Source organism: Citrobacter sp. T1.2D-1 (assembly GCF_950098555.1).
In the GTDB taxonomy this organism is placed as follows: domain Bacteria; phylum Pseudomonadota; class Gammaproteobacteria; order Enterobacterales; family Enterobacteriaceae; genus Citrobacter_A; species Citrobacter_A telavivensis.
Genome location: NZ_CATNHH010000034.1, coordinates 217,585 through 231,919, shown reverse-complemented (window position 1 = coordinate 231,919; position 14,335 = coordinate 217,585). Strand labels below are relative to the sequence as shown.

The following is a 14,335-nucleotide window of genomic DNA, read 5'->3' as shown; positions in this document are numbered from 1 at the left end:
TTATTAACTACACTTAAGCATATTCTGACAGGCGTGTGTGGCAATAGCATGCCACTATTGAGTAAAGCCAGTCAGGGGAGAGAACATGACGCAGCCATTGGTCGGAAAACAGATTTTAATCGTTGAGGACGAGCCGGTTTTCCGCTCGCTTCTGGATTCCTGGTTTTCCTCTTTGGGAGCGACAACGGCACTGGCGGGCGATGGCTTAGAGGCACTGGACCGTTTAACCGATTTCACGCCCGATCTCATGATTTGCGATCTCGCCATGCCAAGGATGAACGGCCTCAGCCTGGTGGAGCATTTGCGTAACCGCGGTGACCAGACGCCGATTCTGGTGATCTCGGCGACAGAGAATATGGCGGATATTGCCAAAGCCTTACGCCTCGGTGTGGATGACGTTCTGCTGAAACCGGTAAAGGACCTGACCCGGCTGCGGGAAACCGTGTTTGCCTGTCTTTATCCGAACATGTTTAATTCCCGTGTTGAAGAAGAAGAGCGCCTGTTTCGCGACTGGGATGCGATGGTGGACAATCCCGCAGCCGCCGCGAAATTGCTTCAGGAGCTTCAGCCTCCGGTACAGCAGGTTATTTCGCATTGCCGGGTCAATTATCGACAACTGGTTTCGGCGGATAAGCCAGGACTGGTTCTGGATATCGCGCCGCTCTCGGATAACGATCTCGCCTTTTATTGTCTGGACGTTACCCGGGCCGGTGACAACGGTGTGCTGGCGGCGTTACTTCTGCGGGCGTTATTTAATGGCTTGTTGCAGGATCAGCTCGCGCATCAGAATCAGCGCCTGCCGGAACTGGGGGCATTATTGAAACAGGTCAACCATCTGCTTCGTCAGGCCAATTTACCCGGACAGTTCCCGCTATTAGTCGGCTATTATCATAGTGAGCTTAAAAATCTGATTCTGGTTTCGGCCGGACTCAATGCGACATTAAATACCGGATCGCATAATGTGCAGATCAGTAACGGCGTTCCGCTGGGAACGTTAGGCAATACCTACCTCAACCAAATTAGTCAACGCTGCGAAGCCTGGCAGTGTCAAATTTGGGGGGCAGGAGGTCGATTGCGCCTTATGTTGTCTGCGGAATGAACAATCGAGAGGGTGGATGCAAATTGCCGTACCTGCCTTTCTCTGCTGGTGCTACTATCAGCGCCAGTCTTATACGTATTTATCTTAATTATACGAACACGCATCCTTTTCGGACCTGAGGCTTGAGTCAGTCCTGATATACTCGATGCGATACAGATTGATGAACACGTTCAATACATGAACAGTCCAGGAGAATTTAAATGGCTGCCATTAACTCGAAAGTCAAAAAAGCCGTTATCCCGGTTGCGGGATTAGGAACCAGGATGTTACCGGCGACGAAAGCGATCCCGAAAGAGATGTTGCCGCTGGTTGATAAGCCATTAATTCAGTATGTCGTTAACGAGTGTATTGCTGCGGGCATCACTGAAATTGTGCTGGTGACTCACTCATCGAAAAATTCGATCGAAAACCACTTCGACACCAGTTTTGAACTGGAAGCGATGCTGGAAAAACGCGTTAAGCGCCAGCTACTCGAAGAAGTGCAATCTATTTGCCCACCGCACGTCACGATAATGCAGGTTCGTCAGGGGCTGGCAAAAGGCCTGGGCCACGCGGTATTGTGCGCCCATCCGGTAGTCGGTAATGAGCCTGTCGCCGTAATTCTGCCTGACGTTATTCTTGATGAGTTTGAGTCCGATTTATCCCAGGATAACCTGGCAGAAATGATTCGTCGTTTTGATGAAACCGGAAATAGCCAGATCATGGTTGAGCCGGTCGCTGATGTGACCGCATACGGTGTTGTTGACTGTAAAGGCGTGCCGCTGGCACCTGGCGAAAGCGTTCCGATGGTGGGCGTCGTTGAAAAACCGAAAGCCGATGTCGCCCCGTCAAATCTGGCGATTGTTGGCCGCTACGTGCTGAGCGCGGACATCTGGCCTCTGCTGGCGAAAACCCCTCCGGGAGCGGGTGACGAAATTCAGTTGACTGACGCTATCGATATGCTGATCGAAAAAGAGACTGTCGAAGCCTATCATATGAAAGGGAAGAGCCACGACTGCGGCAATAAATTAGGTTATATGCAGGCATTTGTGGAATATGGCATTCGACATAATTCACTTGGCAGCGAATTTAAGGCCTGGCTCGAAGAAGAGATGGGTATTAAGAAGTAACCAGACGTTATAATTAACGAACAGAGACGGCGCTGGTATCCAGTGCCGTTTTTTTATACGCACGCTTTATGGGGAATCGGTAGATCGCGGACATAAAAAATCCCGCAGAGCGCGGGATTTTAAGCAGGTAGATTACAGATTATTCCTTAATCAGGAAATCATCCAGTTGTTTACCTTGCTCTTCCATTGCTTTCTTGATCACTGCCGGAGTACGACCCTGACCAGTCCAGGTTTTAGTTTCGCCGTTTTCGTCAACGTAGCTATATTTAGCCGGACGCGCTGCACGTTTAGCTTTGGTGCCGGATTTAACTGCAGCCATGCTATTCAGCAGTTCATTCGGATCAATACCATCAGCAATCAGCATTTCACGATATTGTTGCAGTTTACGAGTACGCTCTTCAACTTCAGCCGCTGCCGCGCTTTCTTCTTCACGACGTTCGTTAACAACAACTTCTAATTTTTCCAGCATTTCTTCCAGCGTTTCAAGGGTACATTCTCTTGCCTGCGCACGAAGAGTACGGATGTTGTTCAGAATTTTAAGTGCTTCGCTCATTGTAGTAATCTCAAACTTATATTGGGGGTGGTTTGTTGAGCTAATAATAGAGCGTTAAATTCAGATGTGCAATAGCCAGGAATGTAAGGAATTCAAAATTGCCCTTTATTTTTTGCCAACAATAAATATCCGAACTTAAATTTTTCTTGAAGGAACGCACAAAAAAGGGCTTATTGGCTGAGCGGTTACTCCTTTTTTCAGTCGAAAACATCCGGATTCAGGTCACATTTTCACACGATGAAATAGACTCTCATCGTAGTGATTTCAACCTTTTGTATTAGTTTTGTTGATGGACACCGTCTATTACTCCGCAATAGTTATGTAGAACAGTAACAATAAGTTCAGGGTTTCCATTAGGGCGGTGTTGATAAGCAGTGTTGATGAATATCGAACGCACAATACGACAAGAATGGGATCCGTCGCGCGTTGTTTGTTCAATTGTTAATTCGTATTTTCCGTACACTCACCTCTACAGATTTTTCGCGGGACGTGTGCTGGCGACGGAAGATATAGCCGGCGGGTGCAGAACCAGGCACCGATAACGATTCAAATTATGCTACACTGCGCCCCGTCTTTATTTCACTTTGGTGAGGGTCTGTGGCCGATGGCACAGCTATATTTCTACTATTCAGCAATGAATGCCGGTAAGTCGACTGCCTTACTGCAATCTTCATACAATTACCAGGAACGCGGGATGCGTACTGTTGTATATACCGCCGAAATAGACGATCGCTATGGCGCGGGGAAAGTGAGTTCGCGTATCGGGCTGTCTTCTCCCGCCAAATTGTTTAACCAGAATTCATCGCTGTATGAAGAGATAGCAACCGATAATGCGCAACAGCCTGTTCATTGTGTGCTGGTGGACGAATGTCAGTTTTTAACCCGACAGCAGGTTTATGAATTATCGGAAGTTGTTGATCAACTGGATATTCCGGTGTTGTGCTACGGATTACGCACGGATTTTCGCGGCGAACTGTTTGTGGGTAGCCAATACCTGTTGGCGTGGTCAGATAAGCTGGTTGAACTCAAAACCATCTGCTTCTGCGGACGCAAAGCGAGTATGGTGCTACGTCTTGATCAGGCGGGCAGACCTTATAATGAAGGCGAACAGGTGGTCATAGGCGGCAACGAGCGGTATGTGTCGGTCTGCCGTAAGCATTATAAGGAAGCGCTGGAGGAGGGGTCTCTGACAGCGATACAGGAACGCCATCGTTACGACTAACCGTCTGCCTTGATGAGCGGTTGGCGAAGTGCTCAGCCGTTCATTGACCCGACAGCAGTAACTGATTTCGGATATAAAAAAGCGGCCTCAACAGAGGCCGCTTTTACGTTGTGAATGCTCAGCGAGGATTAAGCGGATTTCTTCGCTTTTTTCTCTGCTTTCGGCGCGGCAGCAACTTCTTTCGCCGCCGGAGTTCCTTCAGAGTACTCACGACCGTAGAAGGTATCCATCAGGATCTGTTTCAGTTCGGAGATCAGCGGGTAGCGCGGGTTAGCGCCGGTGCACTGGTCATCGAATGCATCTTCAGACAACTTGTCTACGTGAGCCAGGAAGTCTGCTTCCTGAACGCCCGCTTCGCGGATTGACTTCGGAATACCCAGTTCAGCTTTCAGGCTTTCCAGCCATGCCAGCAGTTTCTCGATCTTCGCTGCAGTACGGTCGCCCGGTGCGCTCAGACCCAGATGGTCTGCGATTTCAGCATAACGACGGCGTGCCTGCGGACGGTCATACTGACTGAAGGCAGTCTGCTTGGTCGGGTTGTCGTTCGCGTTGTAGCGAATAACGTTGCTGATCAGCAGGGCGTTTGCCAGGCCGTGTGGAATGTGGAACTGAGAGCCCAGTTTGTGCGCCATTGAGTGACAAACACCGAGGAAGGCGTTCGCAAACGCGATACCGGCGATGGTGGCTGCACTGTGAACACGTTCACGGGCTACCGGGTTTTTAGACCCTTCGTTATAGGACGCCGGCAGATTTTCTTTCAGCAGTTTCAGCGCCTGCAGTGCCTGACCGTCGGAGAACTCAGAAGCCAGTACGGAAACGTAAGCTTCCAGGGCGTGAGTCACCGCATCAAGACCACCAAAGGCACACAGTGATTTCGGCATCTCCATCACCAGGTTGGCATCGACAATCGCCATATCCGGGGTCAGGGCATAGTCAGCCAGCGGGTATTTCTGGCCGGTTGCATCGTCGGTCACAACAGCGAACGGCGTGACTTCAGAACCGGTACCGGACGTGGTGGTGACCGCGACCATTTTCGCTTTCACACCCATTTTCGGGAACTTGTAGATACGTTTACGGATATCCATAAAGCGCAGCGCCAGTTCTTCGAAGTGCGTTTCCGGATGTTCGTACATGACCCACATGATTTTCGCGGCGTCCATCGGGGAACCGCCACCCAGCGCGATGATAACGTCTGGTTTGAAGGAGTTTGCCAGTTCTGCGCCTTTACGGACGACAGAAAGCGTTGGGTCAGCTTCCACTTCAAAGAACACTTCGGTTTCAACGCCAGCGGCTTTCAGCACAGAGGTGATCTGGTCTGCATAACCGTTGTTAAACAGGAAGCGGTCAGTCACGATGAGCGCACGTTTGTGGCCATCAGTAATCACTTCATCCAGCGCGATAGGCAGTGAGCCACGGCGGAAGTAGATAGATTTCGGAAGTTTGTGCCACAACATGTTTTCAGCTCGCTTAGCAACGGTTTTCTTGTTGATCAGGTGTTTCGGACCAACGTTTTCAGAGATGGAGTTACCACCCCAGGAACCACAACCCAGAGTCAGGGAAGGTGCGAGTTTGAAGTTATACAGGTCACCGATACCACCCTGAGATGCCGGGGTGTTGATCAGGATACGGGCGGTTTTCATCATCTGACCGAAGTAAGCCACGCGTTCCGGCTGGTTGTCCTGGTCGGTGTACAGACAAGAAGTGTGACCGATACCGCCCATTGCTACCAGTTTCTCTGCTTTGATAACCGCGTCTTCGAAATCTTTCGCACGGTACATCGCCAGCGTCGGGGACAGTTTTTCGTGAGCGAACGGTTCGCTCTCATCAACCACTTTTACTTCACCGATCAGAATCTTGGTCGTTTCCGGTACCGAGAAGCCGGCCAGTTCAGCAATTTTATATGCGGGTTGACCTACGATAGCAGCGTTCAGCGCACCATTTTTCAGGATAACGTCCTGAACGGCTTTCAGCTCTTTGCCCTGCAGCATGTAGCCGCCGTGGCTGGCGAAACGTTCGCGAACGGCGTCGTAAACTGAATCAACCACAACAACAGACTGTTCAGAAGCACAGATTACGCCGTTGTCGAAGGTTTTGGACATCAGGACAGATGCAACAGCACGTTTGATATCAGCGGTTTCGTCGATAACCACTGGCGTGTTACCTGCGCCCACGCCGATAGCGGGTTTACCGGAGCTGTATGCCGCTTTCACCATGCCCGGACCACCGGTTGCCAGAATCAGGTTGATATCCGGGTGGTGCATCAGTGCATTAGACAGTTCTACGGAAGGTTGATCGATCCAGCCAATCAGGTCTTTCGGTGCGCCAGCCGCGATAGCCGCCTGCAGCACGATATCTGCCGCTTTGTTGGTCGCATCTTTCGCACGTGGGTGCGGAGAGAAGATGATTGCGTTACGAGTTTTCAGGCTGATCAGGGACTTAAAGATCGCCGTAGAGGTTGGGTTAGTGGTAGGTACGATACCGCAGATGATACCGATAGGTTCAGCAATGGTGATGGTCCCGAAGGTGTCGTCTTCAGACAGCACGCCGCAGGTTTTTTCATCTTTGTAAGCGTTATAGATGTACTCAGAAGCAAAGTGGTTTTTAATCACTTTATCTTCGACGATACCCATGCCAGATTCGGCAACGGCCATCTTCGCGAGAGGGATTCGAGCATCTGCAGCGGCCAGAGCGGCGGCGCGGAAGATTTTATCAACTTGTTCTTGAGTGAAACTGGCATATTCACGCTGGGCTTTTTTGACGCGCTCGACGAGTGCGTTAAGTTCAGCGACATTAGTAACAGCCATAATGCTCTCCTGATAATGTTAAACTTTTTTAGTAAATCATCTGCTCGATACGTGAGTATAGACAGCGGGCGTTAGTTTGCATAACGGCCAGAAAATCAATTGGTTACTTAACGTCCAGTTTGCTCTGATTTACTAAAAGAGTTTATGCGTCAGCGGCATCTAACTCTAACGCGTTACTTCCAGGTGGCGTAAGCAAGGTTACTCACTTCTGAGTAGCTATTACGTGATCTGGATCAATATTTGTCAAAGCTGACACCTTTCAGCAGGCCCTTTTAGCCCTTAACGCTAAGTGTTGTCTAATTGTAGTGGTGAATGGCTATCAAATTATCATAATTAAAACATATTGGTAACACTCAGGAATGGTAGCAATTTTACGTTTGCCCTGGTGAAATGTACTGTGAAAAGGCGTATCTTCAGCACGGTTTTCACCCGGTAACTTTAACTCATTTTATACGGCTAACGCTTCGGAGCTAACCGTGATCCAAACGCTGTTTGATTTTCCTGTTTATTTCAAATTTTTCATCGGGTTGTTTGCGTTAGTGAACCCGGTTGGGATTATTCCTGTCTTCATCAGTATGACCAGCTACCAGACAGCGGCGGCGCGCAATAAAACGAACCTGACTGCCAACCTGTCCGTCGCGATCATTCTGTGGACCTCGTTATTCCTCGGTGACGGCATCCTGCAACTGTTCGGCATCTCAATTGACTCGTTCCGCATTGCTGGCGGTATCCTGGTGGTAACCATCGCGATGTCGATGATTAGCGGGAAACTGGGAGAGGATAAACAGAACAAGCAGGAAAAATCGGAAACGGCAATCCGGGAAAGCGTGGGCGTCGTTCCTCTGGCGCTGCCGCTGATGGCGGGTCCTGGGGCGATCAGTTCGACCATCGTGTGGGGAACGCGTTACCACAGCGTAATGTACCTGCTTGGCTTTTTTGTGGCGATTGCGATTTTTGCCCTGTGCTGTTGGGGACTTTTCCGTATGGCACCGTGGTTGGTGCGAGTTCTGGGGCAGACGGGTATTAACGTGATTACCCGAATTATGGGTCTGCTATTAATGGCGCTGGGCATCGAATTTATTGTCACGGGTATTAAGGCCATATTTCCTGGGCTGTTAAGTTAATTTGCTTTCAGATGAAATAACCTACGGAGCTGTTCGCGGCTCCGTTCATCTCTATGTTCTACTTCTACGTTTCGTCACCTTTCTGACTTTCAGGTCCGTACTTCGGGAAAAACTCATGCCCTTCTGGGTGTAAATCCTCTTGATTTTGCAGCGCTTTTACTCCCGTTTCATACTGCCACTTTGTTATTTTGCTCACATCACAATCCTGGGCTTGCTGAAGGATAATTGAGATGATATTAGTTAATTCAGTGAACCTGCAGATGAATGTGCTAAAAAATAACCAATTGTTAAATTATCGTACATTTTAACGCCTTTTGCTGATATCAACGCTTTCAGTCTGATGAGGTGCTGTTAATTGTATGATTAATAAGTGATTATATTTATTTTATATGTTTCGGAACGTTCCGCCGGAGCGTTATTTTTTCTCTAAAAGAGAATTGCTTAACAAATCTGTAAATTGTATTGGCGGTTAATTAATGCTTTTGTTACTTTCCGACAGTTCATATTGCAGCAGATTGCTCGTTGATGAGAATAAATATCAACAAGGCAGTTCAGCCCACTATTCATGCGCCCCTGGCAGGAGAGGCGTATAACGAATCGACGTAAGGCGATCAAACGAATCGCCAGAATAAATAAAGTCGGTGATAGCAGGCAGTAAACGACCTGACAGCTGAAAGTCTCCGGAGCTGCTCAGAGATCCCTGACGGGATTAACAGGCTGGTGATTTAACCAGTAATTATAATGAGGGAGTACAAACACAATGACCAACACGAAAAAAAGTTTAGTGGCGGCAGGAATTTTGACTGCGCTAATCGCCGGAAATGTGGCGACGGCGGCGGTTGTTCCCGCAGGTGTGCAACTGGCAGAAAAACAGACGCTGGTGCGAAATAATGGCTCAGAAGTACAGTCCCTCGATCCGCACAAAATTGAAGGGGTGCCGGAATCCAATATCAGCCGCGATCTGTTCGAAGGTTTAATCATCAGTGACGTCGACGGTAAACCGTCCCCGGGCGTGGCTGAGAAATGGGAAAATAAAGACTTTAAAGTCTGGACATTCCATCTGCGCAAAGACGCAAAATGGTCAGATGGCTCGCCGGTGACGGCCCACGATTTTGTATACAGCTGGCAGCGTCTGGCGAATCCGAATACCGCATCTCCATACGCCAGTTATCTCCAGTATGGTCACATCGTCAATATTGACGACATTGTTGCCGGCAAGAAACCACCAACCGATCTCGGTGTTAAAGCCATCGATGATAATACCTTTGAAGTCACACTCAGCGAGCCTGTTCCTTATTTCTACAAACTGCTGGTGCACTCATCCGTTTCCCCGGTTCCTAAAGCCGCTGTCGAAAAATACGGTGAGAAGTGGACACAGCCAGCGAATATCATCACCAACGGTGCGTATAAGCTGAAAGACTGGGTCGTCAACGAGCATATCGTGCTTGAGCGCAATCCTAATTATTGGGACAACGCCAAAACGGTCATTAATCAGGTGACCTACCTGCCAATCGCTTCAGAAGTGACGGACGTCAACCGTTACCGCAGCGGTGAAATCGACATGACCTATAACAACATGCCGATTGAACTGTTCCAGAAGTTGAAAAAAGAGATCCCGAACGAAGTTCACGTTGACCCGTATCTGTGCACCTACTATTACGAAATCAATAACCAGAAAGCACCGTTTACGGATGTCCGCGTGCGTACCGCGCTCAAGCTGGCGCTGGACCGCGATATTATCGTTAATAAAGTGAAAAACCAGGGCGACCTGCCGGCATACAGCTTCACGCCTCCGTACACCGACGGCGCAAAACTGACTCAACCAGAGTGGTTTGGCTGGACGCAGGAAAAACGTAACGAAGAAGCGAAAAAATTACTGGCTGAAGCCGGATATACCGCGGAAAAACCGTTGACCTTCAACCTGTTGTATAACACCTCCGATCTGCATAAAAAACTGGCTATTGCCGCCGCGTCCATCTGGAAGAAAAACTTAGGCGTGAATGTGAAGCTGGAAAACCAGGAGTGGAAAACCTTCCTCGATACGCGTCATCAGGGTAACTATGATGTCTCGCGTGCGGCCTGGTGTGCGGATTACAACGAGCCAACGTCCTTCCTGAATATGGTGTTGTCTGACAGCTCGAACAACACGACGCACTATAAGAGCCCGGCGTTTGACAAGATCCTTGCCGATGCGCTGAAAGCAACGAATGAAGAGCAGCGTACTGAGCTGTACGGTAAAGCCGAGCAGCAGCTTGATAAAGATTCTGCGATTGTGCCGGTGTTCTACTACGTCAACGCCCGTTTGGTTAAACCGTGGGTGGGTGGTTATACCGGTAAAGACCCGATGGATAATATCCACGTAAAAGACTTGTATATTATCAAGCATTAATGGCAAAGGGTGGGGCAGCATAGGTTGCCCCACAGTGTCTTTTTTCGTCGACTCTCAACACTCCTCATCAGTGGTTCTGCGTGAAGGGGTGTAAAGGCACTCGCCAGAAGGTACGGGCAATGTTGAAATTTATTCTACGCCGCTGTCTGGAAGCAATTCCGACACTGTTTATTCTTATTACCATTTCGTTCTTTATGATGCGCCTTGCGCCGGGAAGTCCTTTCACCGGTGAACGCGCGCTGCCAGCGGAAGTCCTGGCGAATATTGAAGCGAAATACCATCTGAACGATCCCATCATGACCCAGTATTTCAGTTACCTGAAGCAGCTGGCGCACGGTGATTTCGGCCCTTCTTTTAAATACAAAGATTATACGGTTAACGATCTGGTCGCCTCGAGCTTCCCGGTTTCCGCGAAGCTGGGCCTTGCGGCCTTTCTTCTGGCCGTGATCCTCGGGGTGAGCGCCGGCGTGATTGCCGCGTTGAAGCAAAACACGCGATGGGACTATGCGGTCATGGGGGTGGCCATGACCGGGGTGGTGATACCGAGCTTTGTGGTCGCACCGCTGCTGGTCATGATATTTGCGATCACCCTCAAGTGGCTGCCGGGCGGCGGCTGGAACGGTGGGGCGTTGAAATTTATGATCCTGCCGATGGTGGCGCTCTCGCTGGCCTATATTGCCAGTATTGCGCGTATCACCCGTGGCTCGATGATTGAAGTGCTGCACTCGAATTTCATCCGCACCGCGCGAGCCAAAGGGCTGCCGATGCGTCGCATCATTTTTCGCCATGCATTGAAACCCGCGCTGCTCCCGGTGCTTTCGTATATGGGACCAGCGTTTGTCGGGATTATCACCGGTTCGATGGTCATTGAAACAATTTATGGTTTGCCGGGTATCGGTCAGCTGTTTGTTAACGGCGCGCTGAACCGCGATTACTCGCTGGTTCTCAGCCTGACGATCCTCGTGGGGGCATTAACCATTGTCTTTAATGCGATAGTTGACGTGCTGTACGCCGTCATCGACCCGAAAATTCGTTACTGATACTGGAGCTCGCGATGATGTTAAGTAAGAAAAACAGCGACGCGCTGGAGAATTTCAGTGAGAAGCTGGAGGTCGAAGGACGCAGCCTGTGGCAGGATGCACGCCGTCGTTTCATGCATAACCGCGCCGCGGTCGCCAGTCTGATTGTGCTGGTATTGATCGCGCTGTTTGTGACGCTGGCACCCATGCTGTCGCAGTTCACCTACTTCGATACCGACTGGGGAATGATGTCCAGCGCGCCAGATACCGAATCAGGCCACTATTTCGGTACCGACTCCTCTGGACGTGACCTGCTGGTGCGCGTGGCGATTGGCGGGCGGATCTCGCTGATGGTCGGCATCGCCGCCGCGCTGGTAGCCGTGGTGGTGGGCACGCTGTACGGCTCGCTTTCTGGCTATCTGGGCGGAAAAATCGACTCCGTGATGATGCGTCTGCTGGAAATCCTCAACTCCTTCCCGTTTATGTTCTTCGTTATTCTGCTGGTCACCTTCTTCGGACAAAACATTCTGCTGATTTTTGTGGCGATCGGAATGGTCTCCTGGCTGGATATGGCGCGTATTGTGCGTGGGCAGACCCTGAGCCTGAAGCGCAAAGAGTTTATCGAGGCCGCGCAGGTGGGCGGCGTGTCGACCGGCAATATCGTACTGCGTCATATTGTGCCTAACGTGCTGGGCGTGGTGGTGGTGTATGCCTCTTTGCTGGTGCCAAGCATGATCCTGTTTGAATCCTTCCTCAGCTTCCTGGGACTGGGAACGCAGGAGCCGTTGAGCAGTTGGGGCGCATTACTGAGTGATGGCGCCAACTCGATGGAAGTGTCGCCATGGCTACTGCTGTTCCCGGCAGGCTTCCTGGTGGTGACGTTGTTCTGTTTTAACTTTATTGGCGATGGCCTGCGTGATGCCCTCGACCCGAAAGACCGTTAAGGAGTGCAGCCATGAGCGTAATTGAAACTGCAAGCGTGCCGTTCACGCAGCAAAGGGCTAACGCACTGCTGGACGTAAAAGATCTCCGCGTGACGTTCAGCACTCCGGACGGTGATGTCACCGCAGTGAATGATTTGAACTTTACGCTGCGCGCCGGAGAAACCCTCGGTATCGTGGGGGAGTCCGGTTCAGGCAAATCGCAGACCGCGTTTGCGCTGATGGGGCTGCTGGCCGCCAATGGCCGGATTGGCGGTTCGGCGACCTTCAGCGGACGCGAGATCCTCAATCTGCCGGAGCGTGAACTGAATAAACTGCGCGCCGAACAGATCTCGATGATTTTCCAGGACCCGATGACCTCGCTGAACCCTTACATGCGCGTCGGAGAGCAACTGATGGAAGTGCTGATGCTGCATAAAAGCATGAGCAAAGCGGAGGCGTTTGACGAGTCGGTCAGAATGCTGGACGCGGTCAAAATGCCGGAAGCGCGTAAGCGGATGAAGATGTTCCCGCATGAATTTTCCGGTGGTATGCGCCAGCGCGTGATGATCGCAATGGCGCTGCTGTGCAGGCCGAAGTTACTGATTGCCGACGAACCGACGACCGCGCTGGACGTCACCGTACAGGCGCAAATCATGACGCTTCTGAATGAACTGAAGCGTGAATTTAACACCGCAATCATCATGATTACCCACGATCTTGGGGTTGTGGCCGGTATCTGCGACAAAGTACTGGTGATGTATGCCGGTCGGACTATGGAATACGGTAATGCCCGCGATGTCTTTTATCAGCCCGTTCATCCGTATTCGATTGGCCTGCTGAACGCAGTGCCGCGTCTGGATGGTGAAGGCGAAGAGATGCTGACTATTCCGGGAAACCCGCCCAACTTACTGCGTCTGCCGAAAGGCTGTCCGTTTCAGCCGCGTTGCCCTCATGCGATGGAGATTTGCAGCACCGCGCCGCCGCTGGAAGAGTTCAGTCCAGGACGTCTGCGCGCCTGCTTTAAACCGGTGGAGGATCTGGCATGAACGCTGTTGATGAAAAACGTAAAGTCCTCCTGGAAATCGCCGATCTGAAGGTGCATTTCGACATTAAAGATGGCAAGCAGTGGTTCTGGCAGCCCTCGAAAACCCTGAAGGCAGTCGATGGCGTGACGCTGCGGCTGTATGAAGGGGAGACGCTGGGTGTCGTTGGTGAATCTGGCTGTGGGAAATCGACCTTTGCCCGGGCCATTATCGGACTGGTAAAAGCAACCGAAGGGCGGGTGGCATGGTTAGGTAAAGACCTGCCGGGAATGAAACCCGATGAATGGCGCGACGTGCGCAGCGATATTCAGATGATTTTCCAGGATCCGCTGGCGTCGCTGAATCCGCGCATGACCATTGGTGAAATCATTGCTGAACCGCTGCGGACCTATCATCCGAAGCTGTCGCGTCAGGATGTGCGCGATCGGGTAAAAGCGATGATGATGAAGGTGGGTTTGCTGCCAAACCTGATCAACCGCTACCCGCATGAGTTTTCGGGCGGACAGTGCCAGCGTATCGGGATTGCCCGGGCGTTGATTCTGGAGCCGAAGCTGATCATCTGTGATGAGCCGGTTTCCGCACTGGACGTGTCGATTCAGGCGCAGGTCGTCAATCTGCTGCAGCAGCTTCAGCGGGAGATGGGACTGTCGCTGATCTTCATTGCCCATGACCTGGCGGTCGTAAAACATATCTCCGACCGCGTGCTGGTGATGTATCTGGGCCATGCCGTGGAGCTGGGAACCTATGATGAGGTTTACCACAACCCGCTGCACCCCTACACCAAAGCGCTGATGTCGGCAGTGCCGATTCCCGATCCCGATCTGGAAAAGAACAAGACGATTCAGTTACTGGAAGGGGAATTGCCGTCACCGATTAACCCGCCGTCAGGCTGCGTATTCCGCACCCGTTGTCCCATTGCCGGGCCCGAGTGTGCGAAAACGCGCCCGGTACTGGAAGGTAGTTTCCGGCATGCCGTATCCTGCCTTAAGGTAGACCCGTTATAATTGCAAGGGCTGACAAACTGTCAGCCCTTCTTTTTACTGAGGTTAT

12 protein-coding genes are annotated in these 14,335 nt (G+C 51.0%); 9 read left to right on the top strand and 3 right to left on the bottom strand.

What is annotated here, in order from left to right:
- Window positions 1-85 precede the first annotated feature (85 nt).
- Window positions 86-1,099, top strand: coding sequence for a two-component system response regulator RssB (rssB, locus tag QQZ17_RS19250; RefSeq protein ID WP_152404325.1), 1,014 nt, complete (start codon window positions 86-88; stop codon window positions 1,097-1,099).
- A gap of 200 nt (window positions 1,100-1,299) precedes the next feature.
- Window positions 1,300-2,208 carry a UTP--glucose-1-phosphate uridylyltransferase GalU gene (galU, locus tag QQZ17_RS19245; protein ID WP_152404327.1) on the top strand — a complete coding sequence of 303 codons (909 nt, stop codon included), beginning with the start codon at window positions 1,300-1,302 and terminating at the stop codon, window positions 2,206-2,208.
- A 139-nt stretch (window positions 2,209-2,347) separates the two neighbouring features.
- Here galU and hns read toward each other — a convergent pair whose 3' ends face one another.
- Window positions 2,348-2,761, bottom strand: coding sequence for a histone-like nucleoid-structuring protein H-NS (gene hns / locus QQZ17_RS19240; RefSeq protein WP_042318627.1), 414 nt, complete (start codon window positions 2,759-2,761; stop codon window positions 2,348-2,350).
- A 604-nt stretch (window positions 2,762-3,365) separates the two neighbouring features.
- Between hns and tdk the strand changes: the two genes are divergently transcribed.
- A complete protein-coding gene (tdk, locus tag QQZ17_RS19235; protein WP_152404329.1) occupies window positions 3,366-3,983 on the top strand; it encodes a thymidine kinase in 618 nt (205 codons plus the stop codon).
- A gap of 128 nt (window positions 3,984-4,111) precedes the next feature.
- Here the strand turns inward: tdk and adhE are convergent, their stop codons facing one another.
- On the bottom strand, window positions 4,112-6,787 hold the full coding sequence (adhE, locus tag QQZ17_RS19230; RefSeq protein ID WP_152404331.1) for a bifunctional acetaldehyde-CoA/alcohol dehydrogenase: 2,676 nt from the start codon (window positions 6,785-6,787) through the stop codon (window positions 4,112-4,114).
- 476 nt (window positions 6,788-7,263) lie between these two features.
- Here adhE and ychE point away from each other — a divergent pair, with 476 nt between their 5' ends.
- Complete coding sequence (ychE, locus tag QQZ17_RS19225) at window positions 7,264-7,911, top strand: NAAT family transporter YchE (protein WP_042318631.1); 648 nt, start codon at window positions 7,264-7,266, stop codon at window positions 7,909-7,911.
- A 64-nt stretch (window positions 7,912-7,975) separates the two neighbouring features.
- Here ychE and QQZ17_RS19220 read toward each other — a convergent pair whose 3' ends face one another.
- Window positions 7,976-8,107 carry a hypothetical protein gene (locus tag QQZ17_RS19220; RefSeq protein WP_268878672.1) on the bottom strand — a complete coding sequence of 44 codons (132 nt, stop codon included), beginning with the start codon at window positions 8,105-8,107 and terminating at the stop codon, window positions 7,976-7,978.
- 564 nt (window positions 8,108-8,671) lie between these two features.
- Here QQZ17_RS19220 and oppA point away from each other — a divergent pair.
- From oppA to oppF, 5 genes are all read left to right on the top strand, one after another.
- On the top strand, window positions 8,672-10,300 hold the full coding sequence (gene oppA / locus QQZ17_RS19215; RefSeq protein WP_152404333.1) for an oligopeptide ABC transporter substrate-binding protein OppA: 1,629 nt from the start codon (window positions 8,672-8,674) through the stop codon (window positions 10,298-10,300).
- 119 nt (window positions 10,301-10,419) lie between these two features.
- The gene (gene oppB, locus QQZ17_RS19210; protein WP_152404336.1) at window positions 10,420-11,340 is read left to right on the top strand and encodes an oligopeptide ABC transporter permease OppB; all 921 of its coding nucleotides are present in this window, start codon (window positions 10,420-10,422) and stop codon (window positions 11,338-11,340) included.
- A gap of 14 nt (window positions 11,341-11,354) precedes the next feature.
- Window positions 11,355-12,263, top strand: a complete 909-nt coding sequence (gene oppC / locus QQZ17_RS19205) for an oligopeptide ABC transporter permease OppC (RefSeq protein ID WP_152404338.1) — start codon at window positions 11,355-11,357, stop codon at window positions 12,261-12,263.
- Window positions 12,264-12,274: 11 nt separating this feature from the next.
- Window positions 12,275-13,288 (top strand): murein tripeptide/oligopeptide ABC transporter ATP-binding protein OppD, encoded by a 1,014-nt coding sequence (oppD, locus tag QQZ17_RS19200; RefSeq protein ID WP_152404340.1) that lies wholly within the window; start codon window positions 12,275-12,277, stop codon window positions 13,286-13,288.
- Entirely contained in the window at window positions 13,285-14,289 is a 1,005-nt protein-coding gene (oppF, locus tag QQZ17_RS19195) for a murein tripeptide/oligopeptide ABC transporter ATP-binding protein OppF (RefSeq protein WP_152404343.1), read from the top strand. Before oppD ends, oppF begins: the two co-directional genes overlap by 4 nt.
- Window positions 14,290-14,335: the final 46 nt, after the last annotated feature.